This window comes from Lentibacillus daqui (assembly GCF_027186265.1).
In the GTDB taxonomy this organism is placed as follows: Bacteria; Bacillota; Bacilli; order Bacillales; family Amphibacillaceae; genus Lentibacillus_C; species Lentibacillus_C daqui.
On record NZ_CP114176.1, the window covers coordinates 1948671 to 1970864 of the forward strand.

General features: G+C 40.1%; 19 protein-coding genes and 4 pseudogenes. 7 read left to right on the forward strand and 16 right to left on the reverse strand.

The window, feature by feature from the left end; translation table 11 throughout:
* Positions 1-245 precede the first annotated feature (245 nt).
* From O2S85_RS09895 to O2S85_RS18910, 3 genes and pseudogenes are all read left to right on the forward strand, one after another.
* Positions 246-554 carry a hypothetical protein gene (locus O2S85_RS09895; protein WP_269409184.1) on the forward strand — a complete coding sequence of 103 codons (309 nt, stop codon included), beginning with the start codon at positions 246-248 and terminating at the stop codon, positions 552-554.
* A 453-nt stretch (positions 555-1007) separates the two neighbouring features.
* On the forward strand, positions 1008-1991 hold the full coding sequence (locus O2S85_RS09900; RefSeq protein WP_269409185.1) for a DUF3231 family protein: 984 nt from the start codon (positions 1008-1010) through the stop codon (positions 1989-1991).
* Positions 1991-2319 (forward strand): annotated as a pseudogene (locus tag O2S85_RS18910) (hypothetical protein); the annotation flags it as partial. The gene O2S85_RS09900 and the pseudogene O2S85_RS18910, both read left to right, overlap by 1 nt.
* On the opposite strand, the pseudogene O2S85_RS09905 reads toward O2S85_RS18910, so the two are convergent.
* Positions 2317-2529, reverse strand: a pseudogene (locus O2S85_RS09905) (IS1634 family transposase); the annotation flags it as partial. The pseudogenes O2S85_RS18910 and O2S85_RS09905 sit on opposite strands and share 3 nt — an antisense overlap.
* A gap of 273 nt (positions 2530-2802) precedes the next feature.
* On the opposite strand from O2S85_RS09905, the gene O2S85_RS09910 reads away from it, so the two are divergent.
* From O2S85_RS09910 to O2S85_RS09920, 3 genes and pseudogenes are all read left to right on the forward strand, one after another.
* On the forward strand, positions 2803-3072 hold the full coding sequence (locus O2S85_RS09910; RefSeq protein ID WP_269409187.1) for a hypothetical protein: 270 nt from the start codon (positions 2803-2805) through the stop codon (positions 3070-3072).
* A 58-nt stretch (positions 3073-3130) separates the two neighbouring features.
* Positions 3131-3412: a hypothetical protein gene (locus O2S85_RS09915; RefSeq protein WP_269409188.1), complete on the forward strand. Its 282-nt coding sequence runs from the start codon at positions 3131-3133 to the stop codon at positions 3410-3412.
* A 73-nt stretch (positions 3413-3485) separates the two neighbouring features.
* Positions 3486-3769 (forward strand): annotated as a pseudogene (locus O2S85_RS09920) (tyrosine-type recombinase/integrase); the annotation flags it as partial.
* Positions 3770-3856: 87 nt separating this feature from the next.
* On the opposite strand, the gene glnA reads toward O2S85_RS09920, so the two are convergent.
* Positions 3857-5194: a type I glutamate--ammonia ligase gene (glnA, locus tag O2S85_RS09925; protein ID WP_269409189.1), complete on the reverse strand. Its 1338-nt coding sequence runs from the start codon at positions 5192-5194 to the stop codon at positions 3857-3859.
* Between the two features lie 95 nt (positions 5195-5289).
* A complete protein-coding gene (locus O2S85_RS09930; protein ID WP_269409190.1) occupies positions 5290-5706 on the reverse strand; it encodes a MerR family transcriptional regulator in 417 nt (138 codons plus the stop codon).
* Positions 5707-5966: 260 nt separating this feature from the next.
* On the opposite strand from O2S85_RS09930, the pseudogene O2S85_RS09935 reads away from it, so the two are divergent.
* Positions 5967-7527: pseudogene (locus tag O2S85_RS09935) on the forward strand (IS1182 family transposase); the annotation flags it as partial.
* Positions 7528-7654: 127 nt separating this feature from the next.
* On the opposite strand, the gene O2S85_RS09940 reads toward O2S85_RS09935, so the two are convergent.
* The 13 genes from O2S85_RS09940 to O2S85_RS10000 form a co-directional block, all read right to left on the reverse strand.
* Positions 7655-8899, reverse strand: coding sequence for a methionine gamma-lyase family protein (locus O2S85_RS09940; protein ID WP_269409192.1), 1245 nt, complete (start codon positions 8897-8899; stop codon positions 7655-7657).
* Between the two features lie 7 nt (positions 8900-8906).
* Positions 8907-10142 carry a GTPase HflX gene (gene hflX, locus O2S85_RS09945; RefSeq protein WP_269409193.1) on the reverse strand — a complete coding sequence of 412 codons (1236 nt, stop codon included), beginning with the start codon at positions 10140-10142 and terminating at the stop codon, positions 8907-8909.
* A gap of 131 nt (positions 10143-10273) precedes the next feature.
* Positions 10274-11188, reverse strand: a complete 915-nt coding sequence (spoVK, locus tag O2S85_RS09950; protein WP_269409194.1) for a stage V sporulation protein K — start codon at positions 11186-11188, stop codon at positions 10274-10276.
* Between the two features lie 205 nt (positions 11189-11393).
* A complete protein-coding gene (hfq, locus tag O2S85_RS09955; protein WP_269409195.1) occupies positions 11394-11618 on the reverse strand; it encodes an RNA chaperone Hfq in 225 nt (74 codons plus the stop codon).
* Between the two features lie 37 nt (positions 11619-11655).
* Positions 11656-12588: a tRNA (adenosine(37)-N6)-dimethylallyltransferase MiaA gene (gene miaA, locus O2S85_RS09960; RefSeq protein ID WP_269409196.1), complete on the reverse strand. Its 933-nt coding sequence runs from the start codon at positions 12586-12588 to the stop codon at positions 11656-11658.
* Positions 12589-12605: 17 nt separating this feature from the next.
* A complete protein-coding gene (locus tag O2S85_RS09965; RefSeq protein WP_269409197.1) occupies positions 12606-13055 on the reverse strand; it encodes a Dps family protein in 450 nt (149 codons plus the stop codon).
* An 86-nt stretch (positions 13056-13141) separates the two neighbouring features.
* On the reverse strand, positions 13142-15040 hold the full coding sequence (mutL, locus tag O2S85_RS09970; RefSeq protein WP_269409198.1) for a DNA mismatch repair endonuclease MutL: 1899 nt from the start codon (positions 15038-15040) through the stop codon (positions 13142-13144).
* A 21-nt stretch (positions 15041-15061) separates the two neighbouring features.
* Positions 15062-17653: a DNA mismatch repair protein MutS gene (gene mutS, locus O2S85_RS09975; RefSeq protein WP_269409199.1), complete on the reverse strand. Its 2592-nt coding sequence runs from the start codon at positions 17651-17653 to the stop codon at positions 15062-15064.
* Between the two features lie 173 nt (positions 17654-17826).
* Positions 17827-18408, reverse strand: a complete 582-nt coding sequence (locus tag O2S85_RS09980; protein ID WP_269409200.1) for an outer spore coat protein CotE — start codon at positions 18406-18408, stop codon at positions 17827-17829.
* A 352-nt stretch (positions 18409-18760) separates the two neighbouring features.
* Positions 18761-19189, reverse strand: a complete 429-nt coding sequence (locus O2S85_RS09985) for a YlbF/YmcA family competence regulator (RefSeq protein ID WP_269409201.1) — start codon at positions 19187-19189, stop codon at positions 18761-18763.
* Entirely contained in the window at positions 19190-20758 is a 1569-nt protein-coding gene (gene miaB, locus O2S85_RS09990) for a tRNA (N6-isopentenyl adenosine(37)-C2)-methylthiotransferase MiaB (protein ID WP_269409202.1), read from the reverse strand.
* 219 nt (positions 20759-20977) lie between these two features.
* Entirely contained in the window at positions 20978-21238 is a 261-nt protein-coding gene (gene spoVS / locus O2S85_RS09995) for a stage V sporulation protein SpoVS (RefSeq protein WP_028782854.1), read from the reverse strand.
* Between the two features lie 106 nt (positions 21239-21344).
* Positions 21345-22142, reverse strand: a complete 798-nt coding sequence (locus tag O2S85_RS10000) for a TIGR00282 family metallophosphoesterase (protein WP_269409203.1) — start codon at positions 22140-22142, stop codon at positions 21345-21347.
* Positions 22143-22194 lie beyond the last annotated feature (52 nt).

Genomic DNA, 22194 nt, shown 5'->3' on the forward strand with positions numbered 1-22194 from the left:
CTTCGAGCACCGGAGTGTACATAAAAGGTACATGAGGAGCGGAAAAGCAAGCCAACGAGCTTCTTCAAAGGAAGGCCGACTAAAAACGGGCTTGCGCTCAGGCGTCGGCATACCCTTTTTGCAGGGGCATGTCATTTTTACCGGACTTTTTGAACATCCTCTTTTAATTACATATTTTCTTCAAATAAACAAAAACTTAACTCAAACTGCAAAAGATCATATCATTCATGTTAGGAGACAACAATATGGGATTTCCGGTGATACATACAAATTTTTGGGATGGCGTTATTGCTGTGCCACTGATCGTTATTATCACACAGCTATTTAAAATATTTCCGATACCTCGGCAGTATTTCCCGACGATTGCATCGATCCTCGGGTTTTCCATTTCTATTTTTTATAGTCACAGACATGACTTATGGGCCGGCTTTTTTATGGGTGGCTTTTATAGCGCGGCAGCCGTGGGCACCTATGCTTCATTAAAAACTTCATGGGTGACATTTAAAAATAGAAAAAAATCTGTTAGTAAGATTGACTCTCGTATAACCGAATAATTTTTCAGGATACACGAAAATGACCGTTAAATATAACGGTCATTTTCGCATTTCATTAATAGTCGGACAAATACTGTTTCCGCTCCCATGGATGAACAATCGTGCAGAATCTACAGTATTAGACTTTTTTAACCCTGTATTTAAGGGGGGGCGGTTCATCTATCTTATCAAAGTAGAACATTTGATTCCGAAAACTTCGAGGCATGAATGAGGCATGTTTTGGGGCACAATAACAAACAATGCATCGTAGCAATAATTTCGAATTAAACATACTCGCTGATACATATACTGCAATTGGAACCCCTAGATGGGATGGCTGATTCGGGGCAAGATCAGTCGTCCCTTTTTGTAGCTTATAATATTTAATTTTCCTTTAACCTATTGTCGTTGGTGCATAAATGTCGATGTGAGGGAGAAAATACGTTTAAAATACGTATTTTGGAGGTTTATATATTGACTAATCAACCCAAAATGAGTTCCGCTGAACTGGGTTCACTATGGTTGACATACCAAAAAAAGACACTGATTTTGCGAATGTTGGAGTATTTCATTGAGAAAGCCGATGATGAAGAAGCCAAAAACCTAATGTCAGGATTGTGGGAACAACTTCATCCAAAGGTTGCCGAAATGAAAGCCATGTTTGAAAATGAAGGGGCAGCATGTCCGGAAGGCTTCACCAAAGAGGATGTCAATCTAGAAGCACCAAAGTTATGGGAAAATGGCTTTGATATTATGTTCAGCCGGGTTCTAAAGGAAATTAGTACGGGGTTGTATGCACTTCATTTAACAATATCGTATAGGGAAGACATTATTAATTTTTATAATCAAGTTACCGTAATAACAGAGACATATTATAATTTGTTTACACAATATCTTCTTAAAAAGTCGATACTGCCGCGTCCGAATTATGTCGCCATGCCAAAGTCAGTTGATTTCATAACTGATAAACAATACATGAAGGGCACCAACATTTTGGGTTATAAGCGACCATTAAATACTGTTGAATTCGGCGTATTGTATCGATCAATTGAATCCAATATTACAGGAATGCAATTATTGCAAGGTTTTGCTCAATGTGCCAATGATAAGGAAGTGCAAAAGTATTTTACAAAAGGCATGGAACTTTCAAAAGAAATTTTAAAAGAAAATGGAGATATCTTTCTACAAAATAATATTCAACCCCCTGCTACACCCGGAGGAACAGTTACCAATTCAACCATAGCTCCATTTTCAGAAAGACTCATGATGTTTTGCAATTATCTTTTGGCTGGTATAGGTCTGGGAGGTCTGGGTTTTAGTAGTGCTTTGTTATGGCGTAATGACTTGATACCAAAAACAGGGGTACAAGCAAAAGATGTATTTGAATACACACGAGAAGGTGTTGGTTTCATGATGTCTAAGGGATGGCTTGAGGAACCACCAAAAATGGATCTTTGATGCTCTTTTTGCCCTATGGAAAAGTTGTTTGGAGCATAGCCCTTCCTGGATTTGGTCAACTGCTTAACGGTAAATTATATAAAGGGTTGCCGCTTATTTTTTTTAGAATTTTTAATCAGTATTCAATCAAATTTTAATAAGATCATCTTACTTAGTTTTCATGGACAGGTTGAAGAAGCCATTCAACAAGCCGATTACCAATGGCTCATGTTTTAACCCTTGTTTATACTTTTTTTACAATGGGGGACGCCTATAAAGACGCAGGGGATGGGCAACAGCCGTATTTTTTCTTCCCTTCGCTATTGCAACTTACTTTGTTACTGTAGGGAACAGGACCTCTCTTTGTCTCGGCATGCCCCTCTTTCTTTTTGCGTCCTCTGCCGTCTGTCGGAACGATTTTTCCGGTTTTACTGTCCACCCGTCCGATCAAGGTTCTCTTGGATCGGGATTGTTGCTTATTTTTGTCCCAGTAGGAAATGGATTCATACGCATACGTGATCCCAGATCGTTTATCTGTTTGAAAGACTATGGTAGCCATTTTTAATCGCCTCCCCGTTATGTGCATCGTAACACATAACGAGTATGAAACAAAGCCCGACATTTTTGCGTTTTTGCCCGATTCATCGTTATGTGATAACGGGAATCCAGGTAATAAGGGATGGACATTTCCCTCTTCTTTATGGCCCTTCGCTGTGAAGGGCATTTTTATTTTGAAATAAAACAAACGATCGCCTTAAGCCACTCGCCAACTCATTAAAGCTAATACTGAATACATTAAATTAGACCTGTAATGAAAGGAGGGAAAAATCGAATGTGGAAGCTCAAGAAAAAATTCGATGAAAATGGAAACCAAGAATTTAGTTTCACTGAGGCTAAAGCTAAAGCTGATGCTGATGCAAGAGCTGATGTCGATTTCGACAGTGACATCCATGTAGATAACGACAATGATAATGATAATGATAATGAATTAAAAAACAAAAACCGTAATTTTAATATTGCAAAGGTCACTAGAAGTGGCAATTCTTATGTTGATGTCAATGTCGATGAAGATGACGACAAGAAACGTAAAAAAGACTATTAGTTAATTTGGGTGGGATAATTTTTTATCCCACTATTTTTCCTTGAAGGGAGAGATAAATTTGGAGAATGCAAAAAACAATGTTCGATCCATAGACTTCAAAAATGACACGTTATCCACAATTGGATATAGTGGTAATTCAGATGTAGATGTAGAGGTTACGGTTGATACTACCCCTATTGCATACGCAATGTTATGTACACTTTTAGCATCAAAACAAATCTCTAATAGTGAATTTAAAGCTGCTGTAAAAAAATTAGAAAGTTTTTCTCGTAGTGGCAAGAGACCCTCTATAAGGGAATTAAATGATTTATCACAAGTAAAATTATTTAAAAAAGGTTAAGAAGGTAAATAATACCTTCTTAATTTTGTATATGTATTTTTGAATAAAAATACATAATCCAACATACTATAAAGTACTATGTCGAAAAGATGGGAATTTCATGCCTAAGTCCAGCTTGTTTAATGCTTTCAGCCGGATATTGAAACGGGCCGAACTTCCTCCATTGCCTATACATTCGTTACGCCACACTCATGCCGTATTACAGTTTGAGGCAGGTGCTGACATGAAGTATTTGCAGGAAAGACTTGGACACGGCAGCTATGAGATCACTGTCGATGTTTACTCACACGTCTCAAAGAAAATGGAAGAAAAAATACTGCCCAATTTGAGAGTTACATGGACAGTATTTTAAAATAATGTTTTTTGTGGGTGTTTCGTGGGCGCGAACATTTTAAACTGAATTTAGTCAGACCACTCACGACCATAAACCCAGTCATATCAATACTAGTAGGCTGACAGGTATTGTTCTCTCTCCCAAGGGTGTACAGTCGTTCTAAACATATCCCATTCGATTTCCTTTGCTTCGACAAGGTGTTCATAAAGATGTTCACCAAGTGCTTCGATGACCACCTCGTCTTTTTGTAATTCTACCAGGGCGTCCGCTAAAGTTGCTGGTAAATCTTTAATCCCGTTTTTCTCACGTTCTGCTTTGTCCATCACATAAATGTTGCGATCAATTGGTGTTGGCGGAGTTAGTTTATGTTTGATCCCATCCAGGCCCGCTGCAAGCAATACCGCCATGGCCATGTACGGATTTGCAGCTGGATCAACGCTTCTTGCTTCAATCCTGGTACTTAGACCCCGCGAATATGGGATCCGGACTAGCGGACTTCTATTTGTCCCAGACCAAGCTACATAACATGGTGCTTCATACCCTGGAACAAGTCGTTTGTAGGAGTTCACCGTTGGATTGGTCACTGCTGTAAAATTAGTTGCATGCTTAATAATACCGGCAGTAAATTGATACGCTACATCACTTAATTGCATATCACCTTCAGGGTCAAAAAATTTATTTTCCCCGTTTTGGAACAATGACATGTTGACATGCATGCCGGATCCATTGACGCCAAATAGTGGTTTTGGCATAAAGGTAGCATGCAAATTGTGTTTTCGGGCAAGGGTTTTTACCACAAGTTTAAATGTTTGGATGTCATCCGCATGTTTTACAGCATCCGAGTATTTAAAATCAATTTCATGTTGACCTGGCGCGCTCTCATGATGAGAAGCTTCAATTTCAAATCCCATTTCTTCCAGTTCCAACACAATATCCCGACGGCAATTCTCACCCAGGTCAGTTGGTGCCAGATCGAAATACCCGCCTTTATCATTAAGCTCTAAGGAAGGATCTCCGTATTCGTCCAATTTGAACAGAAAAAACTCTGGTTCTGTTCCAATATTGAATGCTGTGAATCCCAGTTCCTCCATCTTTTTTAAATTACGTTTTAAATTATAACGTGGGCACCCTTCAAAAGGCGTTCCATCCGGACTATAAATATCACAGATGAATCGGGCGACTTTCCCTTTTTCAGATGTCCAAGGGAATACAACGAACGTATCCAAATCCGGATATAGATACATATCTGATTCTTCAATCCGGACGAATCCTTCAATTGAGGAGCCATCAAACATCATTTTATTATCCAACGCTTTTTCCAGCTGACTTAATGGAATCTCCACATTTTTAATGGTTCCAAGCATGTCAGTAAACTGCAAGCGGATGAATTGAACATTTTCCTCCTCTATTCGTTGATAAATTTGTTCCCTTGTTAACTTTGATCCCATGAATGTTCCTCCTAATTGATTGTATTAAATAGGTTGAACCCCAACTTCCAGGATGCACCTAATATATAATAATTTAAATAGTCATGGTTGAAAATTTAAATTCGTGTGCCTTGGTAAAAGTTATTGTAAAATCTTGCAAGCTCTCCTTGCCTTAAGCTTGTTTTTCCCATTCTGCCCGCCTCATGAAGTTCATTTTTTAACATTTTTCGTAACTCTTTATCTGATAATATTGCATCTTGTTCTGCTTGTTTCTGTTGTTCTTGTAATAATTGCTGTTCTTTCAATAAATGTTTGATACCAGCAAGGTTGATGCCTTTATCAAGCAGATCCTTTATTTCAAGCAAATGGTCTACATCGTTAAAGGAAAACAACCGCTGATTCCCGTTCGTCCTTTCCGGTTCAATTAAACCATGTTCTTCATAATAACGTATTTGTCTTGCAGTTAGTTCAGTTAATTTCTTCACCATACCTATGGAGAATAAGGGCATTAAACGACGATCCTGATCGTTCATGTTAAAAACCCCCTTTAGCTATGAATAGTAGTAGTTTATCTCATGTCAGTGTTTCTGTCAATCCTATGTAAGGTTTCCTGACATATATGACAAAAGAAAAAAGAGGCTGGGACAAAACTCCAGTAAATAAAAATTAAGGCGTAGGAGCTTACACTAAAAAAGTGTAGGCCCCACGCCTTTTTTGACATTATTTTAGTAAACAAAAAGGACACCTTTTGATAAAATTAAAGTGACCAAACAATAATTTTGGAGGTGTCCTTATGTTTAAACATTATACCATGAATCAGGTAGTTTTGCCGCTAGATTTAGAAATTAAATTGAAAGAGAATGATATTGCTTTTGCGATCAATGATCTTGTCGAGAGTATTCCCGAAGAGGTTTTCGATGACTTTATACGACAAACCGGCCGTCCTGCATACCATCCTCGCATGATGTTGAAAGTCATTTTGTGTGGGTATACGCAATCCGTGTTTTCTGGTCGTAAAATAGAAGCTTTATTACAGGATAGTATCCGCATGATGTGGTTGGCTCAAGGACATGAACCCAGCTATCGCACGATCAATCGATTCCGTTCTAATCCACACAGCGAAAAGTTATTGCGTGAATGCTTTGTCCAGTTCCGAAATCAGCTCGTGGAAAAGGAATTGATTGAAGAGGAAGCCATTTTTATTGATGGTACAAAAATTGAAGCGAACGCCAATAAGTTCACCTTTGTGTGGCGGAAATCCGTTGAAAGATATAGTGATAAGCTAATCGAAAAGTCCAATCAACTGTATGATGAGCTGTTGGAGAAGGAGATCATCCCGGCAATAGAGCGAGAAACAGAAGAGGAACTTTCCGTTAAAGAAATGGAAGAAGTAGTCGAAAAGTTAGATGAAAAGGTTGAGGAATACGATAAAAAAATCGAAGCTTGTGAAGTTGGTAGCGAACGAAAGAAAATCCGTTCCGAACGTAAATTTCCAAAACAAGCTCGCAAGCAGTTTAACGATTTCATCACTCGTAAGCAAAAGTATCAAAACGATATGGAGATTTTTGGTGATCGCAATAGTTACTCAAAAACGGATCCAGATGCGACGTTTATGCGCATGAAGGATGACTACATGAAGAACGGTCAATTGAAAGCTGGTTACAATGTCCAGATTGCAACGGAAGGTCAATACGCGCTCGCTTACGATGTTTTCCCAAACCCGACGGATACACGCACTTTAATTCCTTTTCTCGACTCGATTGAAGAAAACTTTTTCGAACTGCCGGAACACATTGTCGCGGATGCCGGATATGGCAGTGAACAGAATTATGAAGATATCATCGAGAATCGAAATCGAACGCCACTTATTACATACAATCAATATCGAAAGGAGAAGAAAAAGAAGCATAAGAACAACGCTTTTCATGTAGATAATTGGGAGTATAATGAGGACGAAGATACTTTTCTGTGCCCAAATGGACGGAAAATACGGTTTAGTCATCATTCCAAACGAACAGACAGGTACGGATTCACCCGTGAATTTAAAGTGTACGAATGTGAGGACTGTTTGGGCTGTCCACTCCGCGATTTATGTACGAAAGCAAAAGAAGGAAACAACCGAAAAGTCTACATGAATGAAAAGTGGGAGTCCCAAAAAGAATATGTACGTACGAAGCTTTCAGACGAGAAAACTGGTGAAATTTACGGAAAACGTAAAATTGATGTAGAACCAGCGTTCGGTTTCTTGAAGGCTAATTTGGGTTTTACTCGTTTTTCTGTCAGAGGAAAACAGAAGGTGAAAAATGAATTAGCCTTCGCATTGATGGCGGTGAATTTGAGAAAAAAAGCCGCCATTAACGGTAAAATAGTACCGGGAGATGGAGAAATTCCTCAAAAAAGGTTCCAAGCAAATTTTTTATTGCTTGGAACCTTTTTATTTACTATTTTTGGCTAGTTATGTCCCAGCCTCTTTTTTCTCCCCTATTTTAGGCTTAATAAACCTTTATCGACCAGTTGACAAGCAGCTTCCTTTAGAGCAATTTTCACATGTTCATACGTTAAGCCACCTTGGACAAAAGCCGTATACGGTGCGCGTAACGGACCGTCTGCTGTTAGTTCCAGACTCGCACCCTGGATAAATGTACCGGCTGCCATAATTACATCGTCGTCATATCCGGGCATTGGACTTGGCACGGGGGAAACAAATGCATTAATCGGCGAATTCGCTTGAACTGTCTGGCAAAAGGCAATCATTTGTTCAGCATCCGGAAATGTCACCGATTGAATTAAATCTGTACGGTCAGCTTGATAATGTGGTGATGTAGTATAGCCGATTAATTCCAAAAATCGTGATGTCAACACCGCGCCTTTCAATGCTTCACCAACGACATGCGGAGCAAGGAAGAAACCCTGATACATTTCTTGTAGCATATTCAGGGTGGCTCCTGTTTCCTTGCCCAGACCAGGTGCCGTTAAGCGATGCCCGCATTGGAGTACCAGGTCTTTCCTTCCAATGATGTATCCCCCGGCTCGGACAATTCCGCCTCCCGGGTTTTTAATCAACGAACCAGCGATTAAATCTGCGCCGACATGCAGTGGCTCCTTATCCTCGACAAACTCCCCATAACAATTATCCACAAATACTAAAATTTTGGGATTGATTTCTTTCACAAATTGTACCATTTCCTGAATTTGGGTGATTGTAAATGAAGGGCGATCATCGTATCCCTTTGAACGCTGAATAGCAATCACCTTTGTTTTTGCTGTAATTGTCCGACTAACCTGTTGATAATCAATCAAACCATCATCAAGCAGTGACACTTCCTGATAATTAATTCCAAAGTCCTGTAATGACCCTGAATCCAGATCATGTTTGCCTATAACTGTTTCAAGGGTATCATACGGCTTTCCAGTTATGTAAACAAGTTCATCACCTGGCCGCAGCAAGCCGAACAATGCGGTGGATATCGCATGAGTACCCGAAACTATTTGCGGTCGTACCAATGCATCTTCCCCGCCAAACACCTCGGCATATACCGTTTCCAATGTTTCCCGACCCATATCATCATACCCATAACCGGTTGTGGAATGAAAATGGCTGTCACTTACCCGATTATGTTTAAACGCATCAAGCACCCGTTTTTGGTTGATTTCTACAATGCTTGCAATTTCATTATATTTGCTTTGACAATCCTGCTCTGCTTGCTTCATATATACTTCTATCATTCGTATGTTATTGCTCCTTTATATAACTTGTTAATGGATGATCTTCCCGGATGTAACCTTTCACTCGATATTTCATCAGTTTCGGATCAAAATGGCGCTCATCCATGATTGTTTCTTGTTCAAATTGGCTCATGATCTTACCTTCATCCGGGTCAAGCCAAACATTATACCATTGCCACTCATCTCTTAATATTTCTTCCACCTTAGCCAGAATTCTTTGGATCTCGCTGGCTTCTGTTGCGCTCACCAGAATAGATGGATAGTTTGACGGAATAAAATCAGCTGTTAAACGATCCTTTTTATTATATACCGTTAACATCGGGATGGTATGAGCACCCAAATCCTTTAATAAAGCCATTACTGTATCCTGCTGCTGCTCCATATCCGGGTTTGCAGCATCAACAACATGCAAAATGAAATCGGCTTCGGTTACTTCTTCCAATGTGGAACGAAACGAAGCGATCAATGCGGTTGGTAAATCTTGCAAAAACCCGACTGTATCCGTAATCAATGATCTGAAGCCAGATGGAAGCTGAATTTGCCGTGTTAATGGATCAAGCGTGGCAAATAATTGGTTTTCCTCCAAAGTTTGACTGTTGGTGATGCGATTAAATAACGTTGATTTTCCAGCATTTGTATAGCCAACAATAGCAATTTGGAATACATGATTGGCTTTTCGTCGTTTCCGGTATTGTTCTCGCTGGCCGACCACCATTTTCAAGCGCCTTTTGATGTCAAAAATCCGCTGTTGGATATGACGTCGATCGGTTTCCAATTTTGTCTCTCCTGGACCACGTGTTCCAATCCCTGCACCCAATCGGGACATGGCTACTCCTTGTCCGCGAAGCCGCGGCAGCAAATATTCCAATTGGGCCAGTTCTACCTGCAGCTTTCCTTCTTTTGTATGTGCACGCTGCGCAAAGATATCCAGGATCAACTGGCTGCGATCAATAACGCGTACGCCGAAGTGTTCACTCAAATTGCGAATTTGTCCAGCTGACAGTTCATCATTGGCAATCACCAAATCAATCGCAAATGCTTCAAGTTGGTCAGTGATTTCCTCAATTTTACCTTCACCAATATAATGAGCGGGATGGATATGGTGGCGATTTTGCGTAAATATCTGGCACACCGTACCTCCCGCCGTTTGACTCAAGGAAACTAATTCATCCAGTGAGGTGCTAAAATGTTCGTTTGTCTGTTGCGGCTTTTTCACCGCGATAATAAAAATTTGTTCCGCCATGTCAACCCTCTTTTTCTGTTTACATATGCCTATATCATAGCAAAGAAATAAAGATGAAACAATTGTATCGAAATCCAAAAGCGCTCTGGGGTGCTGGTGTAAGACATGGCAAAAAATCGTCAATGATACGTTTAATCCTCACCGTATAGCTGTAAGTCACTACCGGTCAGACGGATTAAATCATCTGCGGTATAGTGCTTTTCGCAGAGTACTCTTACCGCATGCCGTCGTATTGCCTGTTCAATCATATTACGGACATATCGTGCGTTCGCAAAATTCCGTTCTCCTTCCCGGGTTTTTCGATAAAGATGGTCTTGTAATTTCCGTTGTGCATCCTGTGATAAGCGATATTCCCGAAGCGATACCATTTGCTTGGCGATGTCCATCAGTTGGTCAACATCATAATCCTGGAAATCCAAAATGAATGGGAATCGCGATTTTAGCCCCGGATTAAGTAGTAAAAAACGTTCCATTTCATAGGGATATCCTGCCAAAATCAGTACAAAATCATTTTGGTTATCCTCCATATGTTTAACAAGTGTATCAATTGCTTCTTTGCCAAAATCTTTTTCTCCACCCCGGGCTAATGAATATGCTTCATCAATAAACAGCATGCCACCCATGGCCTTCTGAATAATCGATCTTGTTTTTTGTGCGGTTTGCCCAATATATTCACCAACTAAATCTGCCCGTTCCGCTTCAATAAATTGTCCTTTCGATAACAATCCCATCTCCAGATACATTTTAGCAAGCTTTCTGGCCACCGTTGTTTTCCCTGTTCCCGGATTCCCTTTAAAAAGCATGTGAAGTACTTGTTTGCTGGCGGAAAGGCCAATTTCTTTTCGTTTCTCACTGATCACGATGGTGGCATATATTTCTTTAATCGTTTTTTTTAGACGTTCCATTCCAATGAAGGATGAGAATTCCTGATCAATATGCGCGAATGGGCCATTATTCAGTTGGTCTTTATTCTGCCGCTCTGCTTTCTTATCATGAAAAACAATATTGATTTGCCCATTTTTATTGCGTACCATTTGCGTTTCCACTTCATCACCCCTTCGTCACGATAGTATACGTACGATAAGATGGAGGTGTGACAAACGCCTATGTAGAGGATGGAATTTGAAGGTAATGGATAAAGTGAAACTTCATTTAGTGGGGTGCTCTTCCCCCATTAATTAAGGAATTTATGGGCTGTTAATGCATGATAAAAATAAGCGGATACCAGTAACAAGTATCCGCTTATTTCGCTTATTCTTTTTCGAGATTTACATTTTTAACTGGGGCAAATGTGGAAATCGCATGTTTGAAAATCAGCTGTTGTTTACCATCTGTTTCAAATAAAACGGTAAAGTTGTCAAAAGCCTTTACGACTCCCCTGAGTTGAAATCCGTTGGTTAAAAATATCGTAACCGAAATGTGTTCCTTTCTAAGCTGGTTCAAGTAATTATCTTGAATGTTTACGGATTGTGCCATCCCATTTTCCTCCTCTTTATCTGTATATATTCTTATTCTATATTTCTTCCAAAAATCCTGCTAAATCAGCTAAAATAGTGTGAAATTTTTGATCAATCGTGTCGGGTTGAACGGTATACCAGTGTACATCAACCTTATTTTTAAACCATGTAAATTGCCGTTTCGCAAATCGCCGGGAATTACGCTTGACATGCGAAATCGCATCTTCAAGTGATTGTTCCCCTTTTAGATAGGGAATAAACTCTTTGTAGCCGATCCCCCTCATCGATTGTTCATTTTCCAGTCCTTGTTGGTACAAGTTCGCCACCTCATCCAACAATCCCTGCGCCATCATCTGATCCACCCGCTGATTAATTCGTTCGTATAATTGTTTTCGATCCATCTCCAATCCAATAAAAAGTGGATTGTACGGCGATTCACCCTGCCCCTGTTTATTTCCTGACATGGTTTTGCCAGTTGTTTCATAGATTTCAATCGCTCGAATCAATCGGCGATGGTTATTAGGATGGATCTTTGCTGCCTGATTCGGGTCAATCTTTTGTAAATACATATATAACTGATCCGGTCCATCACGTTGGATCATTTCTTCCAGTTGCTTTGTACGGGCGGGATCACGCCGCTGCTCGGAGAATTGATAATTAAACAAGGCCGCCTGGATATACAGTCCACTGCCACCCGCTAAAATTGGCAGGTGACCATGTGCCGCAATTTGTTGGATGTAATGCTGGACGTGATCCCGGTAGTCTGCTACTGAAAAAGGTTCGTCGGGTTTTTTAATGTCAAGCATATAATGCGGGATTCCCTGCATTTCTTCCTTGGTTATTTTGGCAGTACCAATGTCCAATCCCTGATAAACCTGCATGGAATCACCGCTGATTACTTCACCATGAAAAGCTTTGGCAATTTCAATGCTAAGCCTGGTTTTTCCAACCGCTGTCGGCCCAACCACTGCAATAATGTTTTGTTTCATTCCTACTCCCCTGTTATTCATTCGTATGCTTCATAAGCTCTGAGCATCCATACATATTTCTCTAATGTTTTTTGCAATCCAATAAGCAAATCACTTGTTGGTTCGTCTTTGAGTTCCTTAGCAAGTGATAAGCCGGTTTCTTTTATTTCATGAATCATTTGTTCATAATCCTGACGTAACTGCACCATGATCTCATTTTCCTTATCGTCAGCAGTAGCCTCTGCTAAAGTTGTTTCCTTTAGATATTTACTCATCGTTGCCAGTGGTTTACCTTCAATCATTAAAATACGCTCGGCAATTTCATCAAGATCATCGGCCACGGTCTGATACATTTCTTCAAATTGCCGATGTAATTCAAAAAAGTGTCTGCCTTGTACAAACCAGTGGTACCGATGCAATTTCACATACATCAAGAAATAATTGGACAACAACTGATTCAAAAAATTAACCAAACGTTGATTTTCCATATATACACCCCATGTTGTTACGACCATAACGCAATAACTCAGTCTTTTTTCCTAGCCTTGACGGATGCATCCATATTTATACTACCCTACATCACTCTCTTAAACATTTTTTCCAATTCATACGTGGAAAAATGAATAATAATAGGCCGGCCATGTGGACATGTAAATGGATCAGTTGTTGAGCGTAAATCTTCCAATAACCGAAACATATCGTCATGATTAAGGTGATGATTTGCTTTAATCGATCGTTTACAGGACATGAGAGTAGCAGCATCTTCTCTAATCGCCTCAATGTTGATTTTCTCTTCTTCCATGATCTGGTCAATCATTTCTCTGATGACTTCCTCTTCAAACCCTTTTGGGAACCATGTGGGATGAGAGCGGATGATATACGACTGCCCGCCAAATGGTTCGAGAAACAAACCAACTCGTTCCAATTCATCCCGATAGTTCTCAATAAAAATGGCTTCCTGTTTGGAAAAATCAAAGGTCAACGGGATTAATAATTCCTGTAACTCGTTTGTTGTTTTTCCCAGCTTTTGTTTGAAGAATTCATATTTGATCCGTTCCTGGGCGGCATGCTGATCAATCATATAGAAACCTTTTTCGTTTTGTGCCAAAATATATGTTCCTTGTAATTGACCGATTGGGTACATGGTTGGTACACGGTCTCTACCGGTCTTAAGTGGCTCCTGATATACTTCCTCTATATAATCATCTGGAATTTCTTCGCTAATAGAAGGCGTATCTCCAGGTATCGTTGTTTCTATAGGTGGTTCAGTATTATCATTCAAATCAATGGGTCCCGTATCATTGGTAAACCATACTTTTTTTTCGTTTACTTGTTGTTCTGTCCGCCCATCCGATATGTACATTTGATCGGCTTGCTGTTCTGTCTGTTCAGGCGAGACAGTATTCGGCTGGGTAACATGATCAAATTGTAGTGTATGCTGCACAGATTCTGGCTGTCTTTTTTCTTTATATTCCATTTCCGGGATTAATGTTGTTTGCCGAAATTTGGAACGGATAGTTTCTTCAATCGCTTGAAACAATTCTTTATCTTTGCTGAAACGAACTTCCAATTTTGTCGGATGGACATTGACATCGACCAAAATCGGATCCATGTCGATATTTATTATAGCAATCGGCTGCCGGCCAATTGGCAGTAACGTATGATAGCCATTAACGATTGCCTTGGCTAATGGAATACTTTTAATATACCGTCCGTTGATGATCGTAGAAATATAGTTTCTTGATGCCCGGGTGATTTCCGGTTTGGCAATAAAACCTTCAATCTGGAAATCAAGGGTTTTATGCTTAATTGGCAGCATTTTCTTTGCTACACTCATACCGTATACTTGGGCAATAACTTGCAGCATGTCCCCATTCCCGGTCGTTTTAAACAGTTGTTTGCCATTATGGGTCGCTTCAAAACGTATGGATGGATGGGATAATGCCAACCGGTTTAATAAATCGGTAATATGGCCAAGCTCCGTGTGAATCGTCTTCATATATTTTAACCGGGCTGGTGTATTAAAGAATAAATCTTCCACGGTAATTTCCGAACCTTTGCGGGCATCGCTTTTTTCTTTGTGTGTTTCTTTACCACCTTCCAGTTTCAGTAAAGTACCAGCATGGTCTCCTTGGGAGGTTTTCACCGTTAAACGACTGACCGCTGCAATACTCGCCAATGCCTCGCCTCTAAAACCAAGTGTCTTTACATGAAATAAATCTGTTTCATTCTTTATTTTACTAGTCGCATGTCGTAAAAATGCCCGTTCACAATCTTCCTCCTGCATTCCGTCTCCATTGTCCGTAATCTTAATTTGTTGTAATCCTGCGTCAAGAATATCGATTTTAATCCAGTTGCTATTGGCATCGATGCTGTTTTCCACCAATTCCTTGACAACTGAAGCCGGACGTTCCACTACTTCACCAGCCGCGATCTTATTGGCAAGTGTATCAGGCATTTGTACGATACTCATAAACTACCATCCTTTCCACTGCTAACCATTCTTCCGTGATTTTGCAAGTTTTTGCAATCGGTATAAAGCATTCATAGCATCCATTGGTGTCATATCAAATATATCAAGTGCAATCAGTTCTTGTACAACTTTTGACTCGGATTTTGTCTGTCTATGATTATCAGTGTTTTTAGCCGCTTCCTCGGGAAAAAACGATAATTGCTGTGGATCATTTCGTGTCTGCTTTTGCTCAGTTGGTTGATTATTTTCCAAATCATGCAATATTGCACTGGCACGGGTAATTAAATCATCTGGCAACGCGGCCAATTTGGCAACTTGGATCCCGTAGCTTTTGTCAGCGGCACCTTCCTGGATCTGGTGCAGAAATACGACATTCCCCTCATCTTCTTCCGCCCGCACATGAATATTTTTTAATTTATCCAATGACTCAGCCAATGTCGTTAGTTCATGGTAATGGGTAGAAAACAGTGTTTTGGCATGGATGTGATCATGAATATATTCAACAATCGCCTGGGCCAGTGCCATACCATCATATGTGCTTGTCCCTCGCCCAATTTCGTCAAACAGGATTAAACTGGAGTTCGTTGCATTCGCTATCGCATGATTCGCCTCAAGCATTTCCACCATAAAGGTACTCTGACCAGAAACTAAATCATCTGCAGCCCCAATCCTGGTAAAAATTTGATCAAAGATGATTAAATCCGCTTCCTCACAAGGAACAAAGCAACCAATCTGTCCCATAATAACAGTTAAGGCCAATTGTCGCATATACGTGCTTTTACCAGACATGTTTGGCCCGGTAATTAAGAGTACCTCCGTTTGTGGATCAAGTGTAATGTCATTAGGAACAAAAGAGCCATCGTTCATCACCTGCTCGATAACGGGATGACGCCCGTTTTTAACGGACAGCGTATCCTTGACAAAATTTGGCCGTTTATAATTATTTGCTTCACTAACAGTGGCAAAACCTTGCAGGACATCAATCTGGCTGATCACTTCCGCAATGTTTTGCAAGAGTGGAATTTGTTCTTTTAGTTGATCGCGAATTTCAATGAATAACTGATATTCCAGTTCCACACTTTTTTCTTCTGCTTCCATAATCAGTTGTTCTTTTTCCTTTAATTCAGGTGTAACATAACGTTCAGCATTGGTTAACGTTTGTTTGCGCTCATATCGACCTTCTGGCAGCAAATGCAAATTGGCCTTGGTTACCTCAATATAATACCCGAATACCCGGTTATAGCCGATTTTTAACGACTTGATGTTGGTTTCTTGCTTCTCTTTTTGTTCCAATGCGGCAATCCATTGTTTCCCGTTTTGTGATGCATCCCGATAATTATCCAATGTCTCATGATAGCCATCTTTGATAATCGAACCTTCCTTAATAGAAACCGGCGGCTCATCTACCAAACTCTTCTCTAAAAGATTAACAATTTCTTCCGGCCAGGCGATCATCTCACTTAGCTGCTGAATGCGTTCCTCGGAAAATTGCTGTAACGTTGCTTTTAGTTCTGGTATTTTGGCAAGGGATTGTTTCAATTGAACAAGATCCCGGGCATTGACATTACCAAATGCAATTCGGCCGGCCAGCCGTTCCAAATCATACACAGATTTCAGGGTTTCCCTTAATGTATCACGTTCCATGAACCCTTGATAAAAACCGTCGACGATCGCTAATCGTTCTTCAATGAGCTTACGATTCATTAGCGGACGTTCTAGCCATTTTTTTAAAAGCCGGGCACCCATCGCCGTTACTGTCTTATCAAGTACCCATAGCAAACTTCCATGCTTTTTCTTCTTCAACATAGTCTCCGTTAGTTCCAGATTGCGTTTCGAATACATATCCAGTGTTAGATAATCTTGTAATTCAATCCGTTTTGCCGGTTGCAGGTGATCCAGCGAGCGTTTTTGCGTATCCTGAATATAGTTTAATAGCCTGCTAAATGCCGCAATGAAGCGCTCATCATCCAGCTCCTCACATAAATCACGAAATTCGCCATTAAATGTTGTTTCATCTTGATAGGACAGGGTTACATTCAATTTTATCCGTAATGCTTCCTGCCAGTTTTCCGGTAATTTGGAGGAAATGACTATTTCGCTGATTGGCTGGTTATACAATTCATGGATAACCGCATCCCAACCATCGGTGATCATTATAATCCGATTTTCGCCGGTAGATAGATCATTATAAGCAATGACAAAGCTGCCATCGGAAAAATGGGAAAGACTAGCAATATAATTATTCTCTCCCTCGTTTAACATATTGGTTTCCATTACTGTCCCAGGGGTAATCAACTGAACAACTTCCCGCTTCACAACCCCTTTTGCTGTCTTCGGATCCTCGACCTGTTCGCATATCGCAACCTTATAGCCTTTATCGATTAAATTCTTAATATAACTATCCGATGAATGATACGGAACACCACACATTGGAATCGGTTCTTTTTGGCCGGCATCCCGCTTCGTCAAGGTGATTTCCAGTTCACGTGCAGCTTTAATCGCATCATCAAAAAACATTTCGTAAAAATCGCCTAGACGAAAAAATAAAAAAGCATCCTTATGTGCTTGCTTAATTTGTAAATATTGTTCCATCATTGGTGTATATTTTGCCATGATAATCCTCCAAAAACGATATATCTTGTTATATTATAGCATATTTAAAAAGAATCCAGCGACACATACTCAGGAAATTAAATGCTGGGTATGACCCACGCTCATAGGTGGAGGCATTACCCGTTATTAAATGGTAAAAAAATTTACGAGAGAATTACTCCCTCGTAAATTCGTTAATCTTTTGAACTGTTGCCACTTTCGTTTAAAAACTCTGGATTTACGTCACTTAATTCTTCATCAGTGATTTCATAGTCATCCCAATCCTCATCATCATCGTCATTGTCACAGCCTTTTGGATCTACACGAACACATATCTTCGTGTCGCCAATGACCTGCACAACAAATTCCCGCTCAATTTCAACCACAATTTTGTGACCTTGATTAGCAATCTTGCATTCCAGGCAATTTGGCTGTTGGATTACTTTACAAATTACATCGTATTCATCACTCAGGCAATTATCATCTTTGATTGACAATGGAATGTAATCGCAATAGGTTACCCGTTCCGTAACGACTTCTGTTTTCGTATTGTCGTTGTACGAATACCAAATATTAATATCGTAGCTGCCATTTACCTCTACCATATCTTCTGATTTTTTCTTGGCATTATATAAATGGTTGATAACCCAGCAACCCAGAATACTTGACGGTCTATGTGACGGGGTGACGGAATGTGTTGCCTGGGTGAATTTGCGTCCCTTTCCACAAACGGCTCTGGTAATGATTTCCCTGTAATCTTGTTCAAGAAAACTCATGATTACGTTTACCTCCTCTTTTTTCATAGTCATTTTATGCAAGACAAATACCTAAAGTGCATAGCTTCATGCAGCCCAGGAAAAGTACCTTGCAATAGCCTACGAAAAATAAAGGAAAGTGTTACGAAAATATAAAGTGAAACTTCATTTAGTGGGGGTTTCCTTTCCTCCCCCACTAATGTTAGTTGAACAGAATCAGGAATTTACGGGCTGTTTATCCCCCACCTTCTGAGTTTTAAGTTACTCTCACTTATGGAGGTTGGGGTATTACAGCCCGTTAATGCGTGATAAAAGACAGACCTATATGCGGTCTGTCTTTTGTGTTCCGGCACACGCTGGTGTGCATCCTTTTTTAATGATTGCAAGCCGGACTGTTTCTGACTTTTGAACCCGTTTCTCCTGACAATAGGTCCCCTCCAGTCGACTCAATAACTTCATTGGTTACTTCACGGGCAATTGTGCCGGTTACGAGTTGTAGTACATCATTTACAACAATTTGCGTTTCTTTGAATTCCTGAACAACTGGAATAGCATCAATTTCCTGCTGCAATCGGTCAATTTCGGCTTCAACCTTTTTCAACGCCTCTTTCTTTTCGTAGGCTTGAAAATTAACCGCTTGTTTTTGCAATGCTTTAATTCGTGTAATTAACTGCTGTACTTTTTGATTCTCGTTTATCTTCGCCTCAACTTGTTTAAAACGATCAATTTCTTCTGTACTGGCCAGCATGTTTGCCAGTTTTTTTGCCTGATCCAATACTTGTGAACGTGTATATTCCGCCATTTATTTCACCTCGACCGTATTTTCTGCCATCACGCCATCCAATGACCATGTCTTTGCTTCGGTTATTTTCACATCAACAATACTGCCAATTGCCGACTTTGGTCCTTTAAAATTAACCAGTTTATTTTTTTCTGTATATCCGGCAAGTACATCAGGGTCTTTCTTACTTTCCCCTTCCACCAGCACTTTCACTGTTTTTCCGGCATACTTTTTCATTGCTTCCGCCGACTGTTTGTTTACCAGTTCATTCAAACGATACAGGCGTTGTTTTTTGACTTCTTCCGTTACATCGTCTTTTTTTCGTGCTGCCGGTGTACCTTCCCGCGGTGAATAAATAAATGTATAGGCGGACTCAAACCCGACTTCTTCTACAAGTGACATCGTTTCTTCAAATTGTTCATCTGTTTCATTCGGAAATCCAACAATAATATCCGTTGTCAGCGTAGCATTTGGCATTGCCTGGCGAATTTTGCGCACCAGTTCCAAATATTCTTCCCGGGTATACTTACGATTCATTTTTTTCAATATCTGACTGCTTCCAGATTGGACTGGCAAATGAATATGATCAAGCAAATTACCTCCCTTTGCCAGTACCTCAATCAGCCGGTCATCGAAATCACGCGGATGGGAAGTGGTGAATCGAACCCTCGGAATATCAATCTTATGAATGTCATCCATCAGATCACCAAGGCCATAAGTAATATCGGTGAAATCTTTTCCATAAGCATTCACATTTTGTCCAAGCAGTGTTACTTCCTGATAGCCTTGTGCTGCAAGATGCCGGATCTCCTGAATAATATCTTCCGGTCGGCGACTTCGTTCTTTCCCGCGCGTCATCGGTACAATACAATACGTACAAAACTTATCACAGCCATACATTATGTTTACCCATGCTTTTATTTTACCTTTTCGTGCTTTTGGCAGATTTTCAATAATGTCGCCTTCCTTGGACCACACTTCAACAACCTTTTCCTTACCAAACATGGCTTCTTTCAATAACTGTGGTAATCGGTGGATATTATGAGTACCAAAAATAAGATCCACTTGCGGATGTTTCTTCATGATCCGGTTGACAACTGATTCTTCCTGGGACATACAACCACAAACACCCAGAATTAAATCGGGTTTCTCCAGTTTCAATGGTTTCAGATGACCAATTTCGCCAAACACTTTATTTTCGGCGTTTTCACGAATCGCACATGTATTCAATAAAATGATGTCGGCTTCATTGGTGTCTGATGTGGATTCATACCCCATATCCGTTAAAATACCTGCTATCACTTCTGTATCGTGCTCATTCATTTGACAGCCATATGTACGAATAAGAAACTTTTTGCCCTCTCCAATATTTTCCATATCCTCAGGAATCGAAAAATCGTAATGTACGGTTACTTCATCACGTCCGCGTTTTCTGGCTTTATTCAAATTTGGTGGTTCATAGGTTGTTTCAAAGTATTTTGCGAAATCGGCGCTCGTTTTTTCACTAAGCGGTTTATCCTGTCCGGATTTTCTGTCCGCAGTATTCACCTGCTTGATTTGCGATTGTTCTTTTCGCTGTTGTTCGTTCATAACGATGCTCCTTTTAAACTAAAAGTTGATTCTAAACTTGTGCATTCATTATTACAGTATAATACCTATATCCACATTAAACAACATAAGCAGATAAACCGCAAATGAAAACTTTCCATTCGTTTTGGTGTCTTTGTATTTCTCCATAAAAATAGTGTTACGCAGTTTGTTACGTAACACTTATCGTCATCCATAAATTACAAAAATAAAACCGTATTATTATCTGGGCTCAACAATTAACTTGATCGCTGTACGTTCCTCGTTATCAATCATAATATCGGTAAAGGCTGGAATGCAAATCAGATCAACTCCACTGGGTGCTACAAACCCTCTGGCTATTGCTACCGCTTTCACAGCTTGATTTAATGCTCCCGCCCCGATTGCCTGAATCTCTGCTGAACCACGTTCTCGTAAAACATTCGCGAGTGCACCTGCTACTGAATTTGGACTTGATTTGGCTGACACTTTTAATATTTCCATTACTAGTACCTCCTTCATTTACTAATGTCGTCCTATTGTAACTATATTCCCGGAGTTGATAGCTTATTACCTTTATTATGCAGGAATGATTCAAATAATTCAAATATTAACCGAAGAACGGATGATCATCATTAATCAAAATTCGCTCTACACGGGATGCTTGGCCTGTTTTCTCGTCAATGGTCGTAATGACACCATTTAACTGTGTTCTTCCCTTTTTATCCACTTCGAAACGTATTGGCAAGCTGGTTAAAAATTTCTTCAACACTGCCTCTTTATCCGTGCCCAGTATCGCATCATAAGGTCCTGTCATACCTGCATCTGTAATGTATGCGGTTCCCTGCGGCAGAATACGCTCATCTGCTGTTTGCGTATGTGTATGGGTACCAACAATCGCACTAACCCGCCCATCCACATACCAGCCCATTGCTTGTTTTTCACTGGTAGCTTCAGCATGGAAGTCCAGAAAAATGAGATTTGTCTGTTGTTTAGCTTCAGCAATTAATTGATCCACTTTTCGAAACGGATCATCCAAAGCTGGTAGAAAGGTTCGCCCTTGCAGATTAAGCACTGCAACCTTAATCCCGTTTAAATGATAATACACGATCCCTTTTCCAGGTGTTCCCTCAGGAAAGTTGGCTGGGCGGATCATATATCTGGCATCATCGATAAATGCAAAAATATCTTTTTTATCCCATGTATGATTGCCCATCGTAATTACCTGGGCACCCCATTCCAAAAATTGCTTATAAATTTTTTCAGTAATTCCTTTTCCGGATGCAGCATTCTCACCATTGACAATAATCATGTGGGGACGGTACTTTTCTTTCAACTTGGGTAAATATTCCTGTACCATATCACGTCCTGGTGATCCAACAACATCACCAATAAACAAAATTTTCATTCTTCCTACTCATCCTATCCAATATTATATTATAAGTGTTTCATAATAAAAA